This is a genomic window from Marinobacterium maritimum (assembly GCF_039523155.1).
In the GTDB taxonomy this organism is placed as follows: Bacteria; Pseudomonadota; Gammaproteobacteria; order Pseudomonadales; family Balneatricaceae; genus Marinobacterium; species Marinobacterium maritimum.
Genome location: NZ_BAAAET010000001.1, coordinates 1244829 through 1261683, shown reverse-complemented (window position 1 = coordinate 1261683; position 16855 = coordinate 1244829). Strand labels below are relative to the sequence as shown.

Below are 16855 nucleotides of genomic sequence, written 5' to 3'. Positions count from 1 at the left end.
ATGACGCCAAAATACCAGTTACTGCGCAGTGCACGACGCAAGACACTTGCAATCCAGGTCCGCGATGGTCAGGTTGTCGTGCGTGCGCCTGTACGGGCCAGCTCGGCGACAATTGAGGCGTTTATACGCAGTCGGGCCGGCTGGATCAGAGAGCACCAGCAGCGCCAGTTGCACGCGATTGATACCCTGGGGATTCGTTTGGAGCAGGGCGGTGCGGTGCCCTGGCAAGGCGAGATGCTGAGACTTGACTGGCAGCGGGGAGGCGCCAGTGAGGTAGGCCAGGATTGCAGCCGCTTTCTGGTGACGCTGTCTCACCGGATTAGGCGTGTCGAAGTGGATGCGGTCAGGGATCAATTGAAGCGCTGGTTTATGCAGCAGAGCGAAATGCGACTTAAGACCCGTATACATGAGTTGGCCGGCGAGACGGGCTTGATGCCTTCAGCCGTTGCCATCGGCAGCTGGCGGGGCCGTTGGGGACAATGTTCAAGCAAGGGTGAGGTGGGCCTGAACTGGCGTTTGCTGCAGCTGACGCCGGCATTGCAGGATTATGTGATCCTGCATGAACTCTGTCATCTGCGCCATATGAACCATGGGCGTGAATTTCATGCCCTGTTACGCTGGCATTGCCCGGCGCATCCGCGTTTGCATGCCGAAATGCAGCGTTATACCCCTTGGTTGAAATGGTGAACGATACCTTAGGAGGATAGCGAATCGTCTGGTCCTGTGGCAGAAATAAGACACCTGTTCAGTGGGTCAATTGGAATGGCCAGAAACCGGAATAACGATAATTAGCGGGACAACGATGAGTCTTTATAGAGCGATCGAAAAAGCGGCATTCAACACCCTGACCAAGAAAATAGTCGGTAACGTACTTTTCCTGTTGTCACCCCACCTGATCCTGATCCTGCTGGGCAGTTACTTCGCTGCCGAAATCCGCCAGGTGGTTGCTGATCTGGCATTGAGCCCGGAACAGCAGCAAGCGATCGAGGGCAGCCTGTCGGCCCTGCTGTGGACCACCGGCAGCACGATCAGCGTGGCGCTGGTGGCTGGTATCTTCACCATCTTTTTCATGCGCCACCTGTTCCTGCGCCCGATTCGTGAAATCACGGAGGTGCTGAGGGCGATCAAGGACAAGGACGGTGATATCTCCGGTACTTTACCGGAATATACCCATGATGAAATCTCCGAGATGGCCGCAGCGTACAACGAGTTTTCCGGCAGCCTGAAGAAGATGATTGCCGAGAGCCAGCGCCGCTCGGTCAGCGTGGCACTCTGCGCGACCCGGCTGCAGAAGGTGGTGAAGCAGGCTCACGGTTCGGCCCATACCCAGGAGGAGCAGGCCCAGCTGGTGTTCCAGTCCAGTCAGGAGTCCACCCAGGCGATCGATGAGATCGCCGGCAGCACCCTGACCATCAGTGAGCAGAACAATGGCAATATGCAGGAGGTGCATGCCTCCCGTGATGAACTGCAGCGCGTGCATGAACAGGTCAGCGCTGTCTGTGAACTGGCACTGGGCTTCCAGCAGACAGTGGACAAGCTCAGTGAGAACTCCGGCAACATCACCAAGATTCTGTCGATGGTGAAGGACTTTTCCGACCAGACCAACCTGCTGGCCCTGAACGCATCCATTGAAGCGGCACGAGCGGGGGAAGCGGGACGAGGCTTTGCCGTCGTTGCTGACGAGGTTCGCGGCCTGTCGCAGAAAGTGAGTAGCGCTACTCAGGAGATCGATAAGAACATCGGTGAAATGTCGGCTCTGGTGGAAGATACCCGCTCCAGTGCTCACAATATCCTGGAGTACGTGGAAAATACCGACCGGTTCATCACCAGTACCCATGAGCAGTTTGCCCGCATGGTGTCGGATTTCGAGGAGGTCAATGCCCAGCTGACCGGAATCAGTGCGGCGATCGATGAGTTATCACACACCAATCGCGAGTCTCACGGTCATGTGCAGGCGATCACCGAGCTGTCGACCGAGATTCGTGACGAGATGGCCCAGTCGCAGAACTATTCCGAAGAGCTCGAGATCTCGACCGAGGAGACGCAGGAGCTGCTGTCCCGTTTCGTCATCGGCTATGGCGGTTTCGAGCGCATGATTCAAACCGGCAAGCAGTGGAACCAGCAAACTGTGTCTGCACTGGAGCAACTGCAAGCGGAAGGGGTCAACCTGTTTGATCAGAACTACCGACGTACCAATGAAGGTCAGCAGCCGGAGAAATTCGACTGCAGCTATACCGACCGCTTCGAGCGGCTGCTGCAGCCGATGTTCGATAGTTTCATTGCCGAGCGTCCCGAGTTTACCTATGCCATCGCGGTTGACCGCAACGGCTATGCGCCGGCGCATCATGCCAAGGTGTCCAAGCCGTTGACCGGCGACCCTCAGGTGGACAACCTGCAGAGCCGCAACCGCCGCATCTTTGCCGGTAACCGGGCGGAGAAGCGACGTGCTTCCCATACCTCACCCTTCCTGCTGCAAACCTTTATTCGGGATACTGGTGAAGTGTTGAATGATCTGTCGATCCCGATCTACATCAATGGCAAGCACTGGGGTGCACTGATCATGGGCTTCGACCCGGAACACCTGCTCAAGGATGTGAGCTGAAGGAAAAAACGGGGCGCCGACTTACTGGTCGGTGCCCGTGGTGAACTGACGTACCATCTGTTTCAGGGTGTCATAGTTGAGAGGCTTGTTGCAGATGGCGGAAACTTCTGCGCTCTGAATGGCCGCAAGACGGCTCTGGTTTTGCTCGGAGGTGATCATCATCACCGGGACTGTGGGCTGGTCGCTGTAATGACGGATGTGCTCAACAAGCTCCAGACCGTCGATGTTCGGCATGTTGTAATCCGAAATCACCAAGTCAAAACGGCGCTGCTTCATGATCTGCAGTGCTTCGGCACCGTCCTTGGCTTCAATAACCTGCTCGATTCCGATCGCATTGAGTCCCTTACGGACATATTTGCGTGACATCTGGCTGTCATCGACGATCAGGACCTGCATGAACTCCAGTTCAGAATGGTCATCCGGATCATGCTCCTGAAGATCCCGAATGTAGTGCATGGTGTTGCGCAATGCTGTAGCCAGCTCTTCCTTGCAGAATGGCTTGGGCAGAATGGCAATGGCACCCGCCTGGCGAATCGGCTCCAGATAGCGATAGTGGGTCTCGGACGAAATCAGCAGGAAGGTGACGTCCATCAATTCAGGGCTTTGACGCATCCGGGTGACCAGGTCAGTGCCGGTCATGTCGGGCAGGTGCATTGATGACACCACGATATCGGGCACCACCTGCTGCATGCGTTCAAGCGCTGGCGCAGCCTCCTCGAATGCCTCGATATCCCTGAGGCCGACTTCACGCAGGTAGTCGGTAATGATCGTGCGTTGCAGTTTGGACGGCTCAATCACCAGTACCAACAGTTCATCGAGAGTCATATTCTGTTTCATCCAGTTCGGGCGGCAGATCTTTGCAGGACATCAGGTCATGCCCCGTATCGTGCAATATACAAAAACAGAGCATCAGTGTCTCAAATTATCCACGCTAAATCTCCCCCAAATGAACGCTAAAGCGCTGGTTTCAAAGCCTGTAACTCTGGTTGTACTTGCATCCCCTGGGCGGAGCTCTTTAAATAGGTGCTCTTGTTATATGGGATAGTTATATGAATAGAGATGTCTGGTTGCTGGCGCTGTGCCAGGCGCTACTCAATACCGGTAACGTGCTGTTGGTGTCGGTTAATGCCCTGATCGGGCAGCAATTGGCTCCGTCTGAGGCGTTGATTACCCTGCCGGTCGCCTTCCAGTTTGTTGGCCTGATGCTGGCGACAATCCCGGCATCGTTGATCATGCAGCGAACCGGTCGGCGAAACGGCTTTATACTCGGCAATATGATCGGGTTGAGCGGCGCCTTGACCTGCCTGTGGGCGCTGCAGATCGCCGCTTTCGAGTTGTTTTGTCTTGGCACGGCGCTGCTTGGGGTGGGCATAGGGTTTGGTATGTTGTACCGCTTTGCGGCCGTTGAAGTATGCACACCAGGTCATGAAAGTCGCGCCATATCCATGGTCATGCTCGGGGGGATCATTGCCGCCATAGTGGGACCCAATCTGGCGATATACAGTCGTACACTGGAATGGGGTGTCGATTTCAGCGGCGCATTTGCCGCTTTGGCCGGGCTGTATCTGCTGGCGCTGGGGCTGCTGCAGCGCATTCGTATTCCGCCGATGCCTACGGCGACTCAGGGGCAGACCCGCCCGCTGCGGGTGATCTTATTGCAGCCGCGTTTCCTTATGGCGGTACTGGTCGCGATGGCCAGTTATGCGGTCATGAACCTATTGATGACGGCGACGCCATTGGCGATGCACCGGTGCGGCTATGCCTTTTCCAGTGCCGCAAATGTAATCGAGTGGCATGTGCTGGGCATGTATCTGCCGTCTTTCTTTACGGCTAATCTGATCCGCCGCTTTGGTGAAGTACCCTTGATGAAGACCGGTGGATTGTTAATGTTGGCCTGCATCGCCATCAACCTGCATGGTCAAAGCGAATGGCATTTCTGGGCTGCGCTTGTCCTGTTGGGGGTAGGCTGGAACTGGATGTTCATCTGCGCTACCGCCTTCCTGACCAAGGCCTATGAGCCGGCAGAAAAGGCCAAGACCCAGGCGGCGAACGAGTTTCTGGTGTTTGGGATGGTCACCTGTTCGGCTCTGGCCGCCGGCTGGCTGGAATCCAGCCTGGGCTGGGCGGCGATGAACGTGTTGATGATACCGGTCGTCGGTTTTACGCTACTGGCTTTGTTCCTGCTGGAGCCGGTGAGGCGTGAAGCTGAAGCCGGTATCCAGCCTTTGAAGGTAAGCTGACGCATGTGCGAACTTCTGGCAATTACCACGGCTGAACCGGTTCATCTGTCCCTGTCCCTGTCTCGATTTGCCCGGCATGGAGGCCTGGATGGGGTACACGGCGATGGCTGGGGTTTTGCCTGGTACGAGCAGGGTGACGTTCAGCTGATCCGCGAGGCGGCGGCCTGTGCTGATAGCGAAACAGCTCAGTGGTTGACCCAACGTCATCGTCCATCACAGCTGTTTATGGGCCATATTCGGCATGCAACTCAGGGGGAGGTTGCGCTGCGCAATACCCAGCCGTTCCAGCGGGAAACCGGGGGCGTGACACACCTGTTCGCCCACAATGGTGACTTGAACCGTTACATCCATAACCCCAAGCGCTTTCCGAGCGGTCAGTTCAGTCCCGTGGGTGAGACGGATTCGGAGCGCGCTTTTTGCGTCCTGATGGCTCGCATGGCGGCGGTGTGGAACGACGGGCGTCCGGAAGCGGACGTGCGCCTGGCGGTAGTGGCAGACTTCGCCGCCCGCCTGCGTCAGTTGGGGCCGGCCAACTTTCTGTATTCCGACGGAGAGCTGCTGTTTGCGCACAGTGACCGGCGGCGTCAGGCCAACGGTGAAATGTCGGCCCCCGGCCTGTACCTGTTGCAATGTGAAGCCAGTGGAAGTGGTGATATCGACGGTCTCGATCTGGAGCAGCGGGAGGAGGTTACGACCGCCATGCTGGCCAGTGTTCCCCTGGATGAACGCCTCTGGCAGCCGTTGCCCGAAGGGGAGGTGCTGATGTTCAGAAACGGGGTGCTGCTGGAGAGCTGCCCCCGCCTGACATTGTGGCACGAAGCGTTGGAAGCGCTGGAGGATTAACTGACTTCATCCTGAGTAGTGGCAGGCGCTGCTTCGCTGGCTGACAACCGACGCACCGCTTTTTGCAGAATCAGGTTGTTCGGGTAGTGAATGGTTTCACCATTGTCGCACTGTATGTGCAAGTGAAACAGGCTGATTTCGGTAATCATGCCGGTGATGTCGTCGTCCTTGTCCAGTACCTTGATGCGGTCACCAATACGGTAGGGAAAGGCGAAGAAGATGATGATGCTGCCGGTGATATTGCTCAGGATCGACCACTGGGCGAACAAGGCCACGCCGATCACGGCAAAAGCCGATGAGAACAGGATCATCAGTTCGGCATAATCCACACCCCAGATAATACAGATCAGCATCACCGTGACGATCAGCTGAAGCAGGCCGAAAAAACGCTTTACCATCAGCAGGCGGCGGTTCGCCACCTGCTTCTGAAGACCGATTCGATCCAGTACTCGGCTGCTGATCCAACGGGCGGCGAAGAGTACGCCAATGGCGACCGCCGTTAACGTCAGTTGTGTCTCCCACATGATCGGACTCCTGTCTCAATTCAACGAATGCAGTTCACCAGATAGGTGATCTCCGGGCTGCAGGTTTGCGGGTTCACCAGGCTGTCCGGCAAGTAGGCTGGTGCCTCAACCAATCCCCGGGCCAGCAGCTCGTTGATCAGCGGCAGGTAGGCAAAGCCGGTTTTACCCACGTACAGTCCGTTGATATCACCTTCGCGCCAGAGTTTCAGTGCCTGGCTGAAGCCGCTCAGGTAGAGGTGGTCCTTGGTGAAGCCGCCACCGCGATGCACCCGTGCCGTGATCTTGAACGCTTCTTCCTCCTGGCACTGGTAATCTTCGACCAGAGTGCGCCAGGTGCGGCAGAAATCGTTGTAGCGCAACATCTGATCAACGGCAATGACCCGGAGGGCCAGCGTTTTGAGCCGTTTCAGGGTCAGGTGGCCGCAGAGATACTCGCTCAGAATGGCCAGTCCCTCCTGAGCGTGAGTATTGCCGGGCAGACCCAGGGTAAAGACTTTCAGTGGCTGTGCGGCGGCATTCAGCGAGGTCACCATATGCACGCCCAACTCATGGTGTGCCAGGGCATGGAGTTCGGACTCGCTGGCAGTCGCACTGCGACGTACCATCAGAGCCTTGCGTCCATTGTTGACCATCGCCTGAGCCAACAGGCGGTCGGACAGCTCTACCTTGCACTCCAGCCCCCAGGCCTGCGCCTTTTGTTCGAAGAAGGGAATCATCTCTTCAGCCGAGTAGCGTTGACCGTTACTTTCCTCGGGGCGCTCCATCGCATGCAGCAGGAAGCGGGCATTGGCCAGATCTTCGCTGGTTGGCTCACCGTAATAGCGCAGTGAGTTGTACAGGAAACGATCACTGCCGATGCTGACCAGCAGGTCGATACGTTCAGCCAAGGCGTCGATCACTTCACGATACAACTGGCGTAACGCCGGGTCACGGATGCGGTCAACGGGCAGGCGATAGAGCTTTTCCCGATGCACATAGGGATCGATGCGAAGCTGGCGGTAGCGGAACTGCGGCTGGTAACGGCCCTTGCTACGCATGAACTGGCGCTCTTCACGTGCGATGTTGATCGGGTTGATATACAGCAGCGTTTCCAGTCCCTTGGCCAGCTTTTTCAGAGCGCGGTCTACGCGCAGTACCTCGCCCGGCAGTTCGCTGGGCATCAGATCATGGCCACTGAGCTTGAGGTTGGAACCCTGGCGTGCCAGGGTCGCAGCGGCTTCATAGAGGCTGCAGTGCAAGCCGTTACGCAGGGCATTGACCACCAGCGGGTAGAGATTGCCACTGGTATCTCGAAAGATAGGATCGATCTGCAGGGGGACGGTCAACGTCTGCTCATGGCGTGTATTGACGTGAGCGCTGAGGTAGTCCCCCTGGTAGTTCGACTCACCACTGGAAGTGCTGACTTCCTGATGCGGCAGCTCAATTGCCTGCAGCTGCTGCTTCAGGCAGTCGATCACCACTTCACCTTCAGGCATGCGGACCTGGCTGTCGATGACATGGAACACGCCACTGTCGCTGTCGGCGTTACGCGGCTGGCTGTGCAGGTCGATCAGCAGGCACTGGCCGTGGTCCTCTTCCAGCACATCGAGCAGGGCGTCGAGCAGATGATAGAAGCGGCGGTGTCGGCGGTGGGCATACTGCTGCATCGCCTTGGTGGGTGGCCGCTGCCAGAGGCTGCGACCGTCCAGACGCTTGCGCATGCACTGGGCCAGCGAGAAATTCAGATCGCAGGCCAGTCGCGACTCTTCTGCGATCAGAGTGATCGGCAGCAGGTCGGCGAGCTCGGCGGTACCGGCGGATTCGAACTGGCGTCGCTGTTCAGCTGTGAGCAGCAGGCGCTGCTCCACATCGGCTTTCAGCTCGGTACCCGAGTGAAGTACGGTACACACCAAGGGTACGTACTCGTCAATGCGGATACACAGGCCACCACTGCGCAGCCGGGCATGGACCGGCTGCCGGTTTTCGATCAGCGCCAGGATGGCGGCTTCAGACAGCGTCTGCATCTTCAATCACCTTGCGGAATGCGCTCTTGCGCTGTTCAACCAGGTTACGGGCTTCAATTACGTTTTCGACAAAGTCGATTACCTGGCGCTGCAAGCGGACGCGGTTCAGTTTATTGATACGCACGATACCGCCCGGAGCCATCACGTTCACTTCGATCAGCTTGTCGTTGATGACGTCCAGGCCGGTGAAGTAAAGGCCGTCACGGACCAGCTTGGGGCCGATACTGCGGCAGAGTTCGCGCTCGGCCTTGGTCAGGGTGTGTTTGACCACTCGGCCGCCGGCGTGAACGTTGGAGCGCACGTCGTTCTCGGCCGGAATACGGCGCATGGCGCCGATCGGCTCGCCGTTGAGCATCAGAATGCGGACGTCGCCGTTCTCGGCACCGTCGATGTATTCCTGCAGGATGACATAGTTGCTGTTGCTGCCGCTACCGATATAGAAGTCCAGCAGGGAGCGGAAGCTCTGGCGTGCGCTTTTTTCGATCACGATCACACCTTTGCCACCGAAGCCGTTCAACGGTTTAAGAATCATCCGTTCGCCCGGGTTTTCTTCCAGTGCTTTTTCCAGGTAATCCTTGTTCTTGGAAACATGGGTCACCGGCATGTATTTGGATGCCGGGCCGTTGAAGGCCGCGGTGTACAGCTTGTTGTTACCGATGCGCAGGCCGTCCAGGCCGTTCATGATGAAAACGTCCCCATGAATGGAATCGAGGAAGTTCAGCACGATGGTGTCCAGCGGCGGGTTCAGACGCACGATAATGGCGTCGAAGCCGGCCAGCGGCAAACGGCTGCGCCGAAACTCGGCATGGCGATAAAATGCCGGGATGTTCTCCGATACCTTGCCCTTGCGCAGCACATTACAGAAGGCACTGCTGATATTGTCGCGAATGGTCAGGTTGGCGGGCGAGGTGATCGCCACGGTATGGCCGCGCAGGGCCGCTTCATGCACCATGCGCAGCGTGGTGTCGGTGTCCGGTTTGACCTGTTCCCAGGGGTACATCAGAAAGCAGATTTTCATCATTTTTCTCCTGCAGACAGATGAGTATGGGGGCAGCAAAATGGCCCCTGGCAATGGCTGTCAGCGTTCGGTAAGTAAACAGGGAAATAGTGCCAGGGCTCAGGGCTGAGCGACCTGTGGCAAGTGCGCGCATTGGACGCCATAACCCCGTGTTGGGCAAGCATTTTTGTGTCGGCTATAGGTTATTTTTTTTCATCTATGTTGGGCAGTTTAGTGCGCGAATCTCATGACACCGATGTGGCTGAACCAAAGTATTGATATTGGGACTGGTGCCGGGACGCTGTGGCGCTTAATATCGCGCCATCTTTCATTCAGGAGTGGCAAAACCGATGCTGGGCTGGATCCTTTACAAGTCCGATCATACGCTGGTCAAACAGGAAACCTACGAGATAGAGCGGCTGGTCAGTCAGGCCAGCGCACACGGTATCGATATCAAGGTGTATACGCCGGAGGCCTTCGACCTGACGGTGACGCGGGACGATCGCACCAGCGTGATGATCGATGGTGAGCCAACGCCGTTGCCGGACTTTTTCCTGCCACGCATGGGGGCCGGGACCAATTACTTTGCATTGGCGGTAATTCGTCACCTTGAGCGCCTGGGCGTACACAGCTTCAATTCGGCTGAAAGTATCGATACGGTCAAGGACAAGCTCTACAGTCATCAGATTCTGGCGCAGAACGGGCTGCCGGTACCCAAGACGATGCTGGTCAAGTTTCCGGTCAATCCGGAGCTGGTCAAGAAGCAGATCGGCTTCCCGGTAGTGGTGAAAACCCTGTCCGGCTCTCAGGGCAGCGGTGTGTTTCTATGCGAAACGCTGAGTCATTTTGAAGACCTGATGCAGATGGTTGAGGTCACCAACCCCAAGGCCAACATCATTCTGCAGGAGTTCATTGCCGACAGCCGTGGTCGTGACCTGCGCGTTATTGTGATCGGCGGTCGTGCAGTGGCCTGTATGGAGCGGGTGGCGGAAGAGGGTAGCTTCAAGGCCAACTTCTCACGCGGCGCATCAGTGCATGAATTCCCGATGACGCCGGAGGTTGAGTGGCTGGCGATCGAAACGGCACGGGTGCTGGGGCTTGAGATTGCCGGGGTGGATCTGTTGTTTGCCGGCGACCACTACAAGGTGTGTGAAGCCAACTCCTCACCGGGGTTCGAAGGGGTCGAAAGCTGTTGTGACGTGGATGTGGTCAATGAGATCTACCACTTCCTGCGCATCAGGCTGGGTAATTTCCAGTAACGTCTGCCGAATACGCTAACCCGAACGGCACTCATTGAGCGCCGTTCGCATCCTCTTCGGGCAGGTGGGGACGCTTGTCCTTACCCCAGCCAACCTGCTCCAGCACAGGGGCCAGCAGGGCTCTTACTTCTGCTTCACTGCTGCACTGTCGCGTCTGCTCAAGCAGGGACATGAGTGCCTGGCGGCTGAGCGAGCGGATCAGCAGTTTCACGCGCGGGATATTGTAGGCGCTCAGGCTCAGGCAGTTGTAGCCCATGGCAATCAGCAGCAGCACCGCTGCCGGGTCCGATGCCATCTCGCCGCAGAGTGAAACCGGTAACCCCAGTGTGTCACACTGTTGCTGGATCTGTTCCAGCGCCACCAGGACAGCCGGGTGCAGGTGGTCGAACAGGCTGGACACCCGCGGGTTGTTACGATCGACAGCCAGCAGGTACTGGGTCAGGTCGTTCGAACCGATGGAGACAAAATCGATATAGGGCGCCAGACGGGGCAGCAACAGCATCGCCGAGGGCACCTCGATCATCATGCCGATCTTTGGCATGCGTACAGCCTGGCCTTCACGATTCAGTGCTTCAACCGCTTTTTCCACATAACGCCGAAAACTCTGGATTTCGTCGACTCGACTGATCATGGGGACCAACAGGCGGAGGTTGCCGTTATCCATGTCCGCACGGAGCATGGCACGGATCTGGCTGATCAGCAGTTGGGCGTTGTCCAGGCTGAATCGGATGCCGCGCCAACCCAGGTAGGGATTGGTCTCGCTGATATCGAAGTAGGGCAGCTGCTTGTCACCGCCAATATCGAGGGTGCGCATGTTGACCGGTCGGGGGGCGTACGCCTGCAGTACCTTGCGGTACAGCTTGTACTGCTCCTGTTCGGTCGGAAAGCTGTCGTGGATCATGAACGGGATTTCGGAGCGGTACAGCCCGACTCCTTCTGCGCCGCGCTGCAGTCCGGGGGTCGCATCGGCGAGCAGGCCTGTGTTGGTCAGCAGGCTGACGGTGAAGCCATCTGTGGTGACGGCTGGCTGGTCACGAAGCCGCTCCAGCCCCTGCATGAAACGCTGTTCATCATCGATCATGCGTCGGTATTCCGCCAGCAGCGCGGCTGGCGGATTGAGCACGCACTCGGCACGATGGCCATCGGCGATCAGGGTTGCTCCCTTGTGATGTTCCGGCTCGAACTGCTCGACGCCCATGACCGCCGGGATCCCCAAAGCATTGGCCAGGATCGCCGTATGCGACAGCGTAGATCCCTGGGTGCAGATAATGCCGTGGATCTGGTGCAGCGGGTATTCGGCCAGGTCGGCAATGCTGATCAGCTCGCCGGCCAGGATCAGCGCTTCGTCCGGTGTCTCCATCGATGGCCGTTCACGTGACAGCAACTGGTTGAGGATGCGCTGGCCGATGTTACAGATATCTTCGGCACGCGCTTTGAGGTAGGGGTCATCGGCCTGACGGAACTGTTCAGCCATGTCCGTAATGGTCTGCTTCAATGCCCAGGGAGCATTGTCGCCGGCATCAATGTGGGTCTGTATCTGCTGACTCAGCTCAGGGCTCTGCAGCATCATCTGGTAGACACTGAACAGGGCGTGGAGGTCACCGGGCAGGTGCTGCCCCAAATGACCGGAGCCGGATTCAAGCTCGTCGCTGACCGCTGCAATGGCTTCCGAGATGGCTTTTTTCTCGGCGTCCGGTGCGGAGGTACAGGCAGCGCGTACCTGTTCGAGTGACAGGTGTGGGCGTACCAGCCAGAGCTTGCCCATACCCAGTCCTGGCGCACCCTTAAGTCCCGGGAAGCGGCGGTAGCTGCCGCGAGCCGTGCGTTTTTCATACCAGCCGCCCTTGCTCTGCAGCTGGGACAACGTACCAGCCAACTGGGATGCCACCGTGATCAGGAAGGCTTCGGCTTCCTGTGGAAAGGGCTCACGCTCACGCCCCTGAATGACCAGTACACCGATCAGCTTGCGCAGATGCAGCAGGGGTACGCCAAGAAAACGGTGATAGGGCATTTCGTGGGTTTCGGGGATGAATACAAAGCGGTCATCAGCGGGGGCGTCGCCCAGGTTCAGCGTGCTGAGCGAGGCGGCAATATGGCCCACCAGGCCCTCATCCAGCTTAAGTTTCGCCTTGCCTACTGACTGCGGTGAAAGCCCTTCGGTAGCGGCCAGAATCAGGTGCTGAAAATCAGGCGTGCAAAGATAAAGGCTGCACACATCAACCTTCATCAGGTCTCTCAGGCGCTGGACGATATTGCTCATCACGGTTCTGGGGTCGCCGGTGCGGGCAATCTGTTCAACAATCGAGGTCAGGGCGCTGAGAGAAGGTTGTTGCATCACCGTGGTTCCGAATCTGGCGGGGTACGATATTTGATGCTGGCACACTGGCCGCAGCAGAGCAATGCTTGCGCCGCAGTAATTGGATTTCAGCTGATCCTGGTCTGTCTGCAAATTGAGGCAGCTATGGTAATCTGCCGAACATGAATGATAATTCCCGACACAAGAACACGCTCAAAGTGGCTGCGATTTGTCAGCCCGATGTGATCTGTATTGAGCTGGGCACGCCGCTGTCCACGGCAATCGAGCTGATGGCACAGCGCCATGTGGGCTCGGTTCTGGTCGAGGAGCAGGGGGGTGTGCTGGGTGTGATTACACGCCGCCAGGCAATGAGCATGGCGTTGGCTGATAGTGGGGAGATGCTGATAACCCGTAGCGGTTTGCAGCTGATTCCCAAGGTCGTAGGTGACATGGAACTGGATGAGCTGGGTCTGGAACTGATCAGCCAGAATGTCACCCATGCCCTGGTGTTTTCGACCTCCGGCGAACGCCTCGGCATCGTCAGTCAGAGTGACATCGTCAACCATCAGGGGCTTGAGCATGATCTCTTCCTTAAGCCCCTGCAAGAGGTGACGCACTTCGATGTGCTCCGGCTTTCACGTGACTGCAGTTTTCGGCAGGCTGTGGAGCGGATGCATGGGGTCAACTATTCGGCTGTACTGGTCGGGGACGAGGGGACCGGCTGGCAGATCATGACGGAAACGGATGTCATCCGCTTTCTCACGACGGGCATTGACCCTGACATATCGCTGGCGTCACTGGCACTGCCATGTCTGATCGCCGTTGATTGTGATATGAGTCTGTTCAACGTGCGCAAATACTTCAAGCAGCATGAGTTCCGCCATATCGGGGTTAAGGACAGGACGGGCCGGGTGATTGGCCTGGCATCCTATGCCGATATCCTGCGCAGTGTCGAAATGGATTACATCTACCGCCTTCGCGAGTTGCTGAATGACCAGAGTCGAGCACTCAAGAAGTCGCAACATGATCTGAGATTGATTGAAACCGTGATTAATGCCTCCCGTGAAGGCATTGTCATCACTGATGCTTTGGGTTGCATACAGAGCGTCAATCCTGCTTTCACGGCCATTACCGGCTATGAGCCCTGGGAAGCCCTGGGTAACAACCCGAGCATGCTCAGCTCGGGGCGGCATGATACTGGCTTCTATCGTGGACTCTGGGACACACTGAAGCGGACCGGTGTCTGGCAAGGGGAGATCTGGAATCGCCGCAAGGATGGCACGGTCTATCCTGAATGGCTCAGTATCACGGCGATTGAAAACGACCAGGGCGACGTCAGTCAGTATGCGGCAATCTTTCATGATCTGACGGAGCTGAAGCGATCCCAGGCGAAAATGCAGCAGTTGTCCTGGTTTGACTCGGTGACCGGGCTGGCCAATCGCCGCCTGTTCGAGGACCGTCTGCAACTGGCGTATAACTATTGCAATGAGCAGGGGCGGATGATGGCGCTGTTGGCGCTCGATCTGGACCTGTTCAAACAGATTAATGACCGTTTCGGCCACAAGGGGGGAGACCTGTTGCTGAAACAGGTGGCCGAGCGTATTGAAACGACCCTTGAGGACAGGGGTACGGCGGCGCGGCCGGCGGGTGATGAGTTTTATATCATTCTTTCTGAACTGACGGACGTGAACGCGCTGACGGCGTTTCTGGATGAGTTGACCCGTGTACTGTCGATGCCATTCTGGCTGGAGCGTGATGAGGTCCGGGTGATGGTCAGTATTGGTGTGGCAGTCGTGCCGGATGATGCTGAATCCAGTGAGGCGTTGATTCGCTGTGCCGAGATTGCACTGCAGCACTCGAAGGAGCAGGGGCGAAATAATATCTGCTTCTTCTCGCCAGCCCAGCATGAGGCCGTCCTGAGTCGCTATCGCATTGCCGGCTTGTTGCATCAAGCACTGGAAAACAACGAGTTTTTCATGGTCTATCAGCCACAGATTGACGTGGCAACGGGGGAGCTGATCGGGGCTGAGGCATTGATTCGATGGTACAGCCCTCAGTTGGGACAAGTATCGCCCGAGGTGTTCATTCCGGTCGCTGAAGATGCGGGCTTGATTGAAGCAATTGGTTATTGGGCACTGGAGCAGTCCATCAAGGAGGCAGCCGGCTGGGGGCGCAAAGGGCTTAGGTTTAAACTCTCGGTCAATTTTTCGGCGCGACAGTTCCAGCGGGGCGAGGTGGCTAACCGTTTACTGGCGCTGTTGCACGAGTATCAGTTGCCGACAGCTCTGTTTGTTGTTGAGCTGACCGAGACCTGCTTCATGCAGTGTGCTGAAGCGACCGAACGTGAGCTGGTTAGAATGCGCGCACAGGGCGTTCGCATTGCAATTGATGATTTTGGTACCGGTTATTCCAGTCTCAGCTATATCCGTAACATGTCGCTGGACATGATCAAGATCGACCGCAGTTTTATCAGTCAGATCGACGGAGCGGGAACCGGTGGGCGCCTGGTGCAGGCGATGATCGATATGAGCCACGCGATGAAGCTGGAGGTGGTGGCGGAGGGTGTGGAATCCGCTGAGGACCTGGATGTGCTCAAGCAGCTTGGCTGTGACCAGGCACAGGGATACCATATTGCCCGCCCCATGCCGGCCAGTGATTTGGAAGGCTGGGCGTTTAGCTATAAGGCTGAGCGGGCAGAATGCCGCATCGACTTACCCTAGTGACAAGCGGAGTCAGGCTTGAAAAGTTATATTTTTGCCACCGATAACGATCGTGGCGGGGTTATCCTGTGCGATATCGAGACCCTTGAAGAAGCGGTCGATTACCTGCAACAGCGCTTCAAGGGTGTAATCAGGGTGGAGCAGGGACGGCGCTACTGGGCTCAGAGCGAGGGGTTTGCAGAGCTCGAACCGCTGGCGCCTGATGCCGGCCGCAGCGGCTGAGCTGAGCGGGTAGAGCGGTGGGGGCCGGAATGGATATCAGTGTCTGCGCCGGCGTGCTGGTTGCTGCTCTACCCGAATTGGCTGGGGGCGCATCTTGTGACCCTGGCTTCTGGCTTCCCGTGCCAGTAACACTCCCAGAACGGCGGCTACGGCCAAGACCAGGGATACGGTCAGAGAGGTTGTCAGCATGGCGTTATCTCCTGTTACGTTACCGGTATGACCCTTGAAACGGGACCAGGTTTCCTTGCTCTGGATTTTTCTTTGGCGTGAATATAAACGTACGCCAAAATATCCATTTCGCAAAGCGCTTTCCCCTCTGACGGTGAGTCACCGCCAAAATCCATCTGTAATGTGACCTGCTGGACCATGCAAGCTTCCCAAGAGTCTCTATGACCATTGAACCGGGAAGCACTGCATGAAGCTAATGGCGATAGCCTATAGAGTCGATAGTCTCAGGCTATGTCCCGCATTCAGAACCAGTCGTCACTGCGTTTACGCTTACGCGGCAGGTGGGGCACGATCAGGCCCAGAATCACCCCGCCAAAAGCGATCAGGCCGCCATAGGTCAGCCAGCGCATCAGATTGCTCTGATCCATATTGCTGATCTGGGACTCGAGGTCACGAATTTCAGTTTTGAGAGAGCGGATCTGGTCAGTATAGGTGCTGCTGTCGCGCTGCAGCTGTTCCAGAGTGCTGTTCAGCTTCTCAATGGTGTCGGCCTGCTCACTGATGGTGGTACGGCTCTGTTCAAGCGAAGCTTCCAGCTTGGGAAGTTCGATCAACTTACTGTCGCCTTCTCCGACGAGAGCGGCCTGAAGCCAGCCTGTACGACCGCTTGAGGTACGAATCTGGACGTACTCGGTATCGTTGTTCCGCGCGAGAATTTCGACCGATTCGCCACTATTAACCCGCCCGCTGATGCGGTACTGATTGCCGGGACCACTGTGAAAGAAGACATGGGCATCATCGGCGATATGGCCTTTCTCGGCAAAGGCCGGTACAGAAGCGCAGAGCAGGGCGCCAAGTAACAGAATTTTTTTCATACTGATTCCAACGGCTGAAGCAACAAACACATGATTTTACACTACAAACACTTTATCGTTTAGGAGCTGTCCGGAATCTGAACGGCAGCCGAACTGATGCTTCCAT

At 57.1% G+C, this 16855-nt stretch carries 14 protein-coding genes; 7 read left to right on the top strand and 7 right to left on the bottom strand.

Features of this window, described 5'->3' with window-relative positions; genetic code table 11:
- Positions 1 to 687: a M48 family metallopeptidase gene (locus tag ABD013_RS05780; protein WP_343803542.1), complete on the top strand. Its 687-nt coding sequence runs from the start codon at positions 1 to 3 to the stop codon at positions 685 to 687.
- Positions 688 to 802: 115 nt separating this feature from the next.
- Complete coding sequence (locus ABD013_RS05775) at positions 803 to 2602, top strand: methyl-accepting chemotaxis protein (protein ID WP_343803539.1); 1800 nt, start codon at positions 803 to 805, stop codon at positions 2600 to 2602.
- Positions 2603 to 2623: 21 nt separating this feature from the next.
- Here the strand turns inward: ABD013_RS05775 and ABD013_RS05770 are convergent, their stop codons facing one another.
- The gene (locus ABD013_RS05770) at positions 2624 to 3427 is read right to left on the bottom strand and encodes a response regulator (RefSeq protein ID WP_343803536.1); all 804 of its coding nucleotides are present in this window, start codon (positions 3425 to 3427) and stop codon (positions 2624 to 2626) included.
- 224 nt (positions 3428 to 3651) lie between these two features.
- On the opposite strand from ABD013_RS05770, the gene ABD013_RS05765 reads away from it, so the two are divergent.
- A complete protein-coding gene (locus tag ABD013_RS05765; protein WP_343803533.1) occupies positions 3652 to 4842 on the top strand; it encodes an MFS transporter in 1191 nt (396 codons plus the stop codon).
- 3 nt (positions 4843 to 4845) lie between these two features.
- Positions 4846 to 5685 (top strand): class II glutamine amidotransferase, encoded by an 840-nt coding sequence (locus ABD013_RS05760; protein WP_343803530.1) that lies wholly within the window; start codon positions 4846 to 4848, stop codon positions 5683 to 5685.
- Here the strand turns inward: ABD013_RS05760 and ABD013_RS05755 are convergent.
- Genes ABD013_RS05755 through ABD013_RS05745 form a run of 3 tightly spaced genes read right to left on the bottom strand, consistent with a single transcriptional unit; the run spans position 5682 to position 9230 of the window.
- Positions 5682 to 6209 (bottom strand): mechanosensitive ion channel domain-containing protein, encoded by a 528-nt coding sequence (locus tag ABD013_RS05755; RefSeq protein WP_343803527.1) that lies wholly within the window; start codon positions 6207 to 6209, stop codon positions 5682 to 5684. The genes ABD013_RS05760 and ABD013_RS05755 overlap by 4 nt on opposite strands.
- Positions 6210 to 6229: 20 nt before the next feature.
- Positions 6230 to 8212: a flavohemoglobin expression-modulating QEGLA motif protein gene (locus ABD013_RS05750; RefSeq protein ID WP_343803525.1), complete on the bottom strand. Its 1983-nt coding sequence runs from the start codon at positions 8210 to 8212 to the stop codon at positions 6230 to 6232.
- Positions 8196 to 9230 carry a glutathione synthetase gene (locus ABD013_RS05745; RefSeq protein ID WP_343803522.1) on the bottom strand — a complete coding sequence of 345 codons (1035 nt, stop codon included), beginning with the start codon at positions 9228 to 9230 and terminating at the stop codon, positions 8196 to 8198. The genes ABD013_RS05750 and ABD013_RS05745 overlap by 17 nt, the downstream gene beginning before the upstream one ends.
- A gap of 329 nt (positions 9231 to 9559) precedes the next feature.
- On the opposite strand from ABD013_RS05745, the gene ABD013_RS05740 reads away from it, so the two are divergent.
- On the top strand, positions 9560 to 10468 hold the full coding sequence (locus ABD013_RS05740; RefSeq protein WP_343803520.1) for an ATP-grasp domain-containing protein: 909 nt from the start codon (positions 9560 to 9562) through the stop codon (positions 10466 to 10468).
- Positions 10469 to 10499: 31 nt separating this feature from the next.
- Here ABD013_RS05740 and ptsP read toward each other — a convergent pair whose 3' ends face one another.
- On the bottom strand, positions 10500 to 12803 hold the full coding sequence (gene ptsP, locus ABD013_RS05735) for a phosphoenolpyruvate--protein phosphotransferase (protein ID WP_343803516.1): 2304 nt from the start codon (positions 12801 to 12803) through the stop codon (positions 10500 to 10502).
- A 143-nt stretch (positions 12804 to 12946) separates the two neighbouring features.
- On the opposite strand from ptsP, the gene ABD013_RS05730 reads away from it, so the two are divergent.
- Entirely contained in the window at positions 12947 to 15484 is a 2538-nt protein-coding gene (locus ABD013_RS05730) for an EAL domain-containing protein (protein ID WP_343803513.1), read from the top strand.
- Positions 15485 to 15502: 18 nt separating this feature from the next.
- Positions 15503 to 15706 (top strand): hypothetical protein, encoded by a 204-nt coding sequence (locus ABD013_RS05725; protein ID WP_343803510.1) that lies wholly within the window; start codon positions 15503 to 15505, stop codon positions 15704 to 15706.
- 36 nt (positions 15707 to 15742) lie between these two features.
- Here ABD013_RS05725 and ABD013_RS05720 read toward each other — a convergent pair whose 3' ends face one another.
- Both ABD013_RS05720 and ABD013_RS05715 read right to left on the bottom strand, forming a co-directional pair.
- A complete protein-coding gene (locus ABD013_RS05720; protein ID WP_343803507.1) occupies positions 15743 to 15895 on the bottom strand; it encodes a hypothetical protein in 153 nt (50 codons plus the stop codon).
- Positions 15896 to 16176: 281 nt separating this feature from the next.
- Entirely contained in the window at positions 16177 to 16749 is a 573-nt protein-coding gene (locus tag ABD013_RS05715; protein ID WP_343803504.1) for a TIGR04211 family SH3 domain-containing protein, read from the bottom strand.
- Positions 16750 to 16855: the final 106 nt, after the last annotated feature.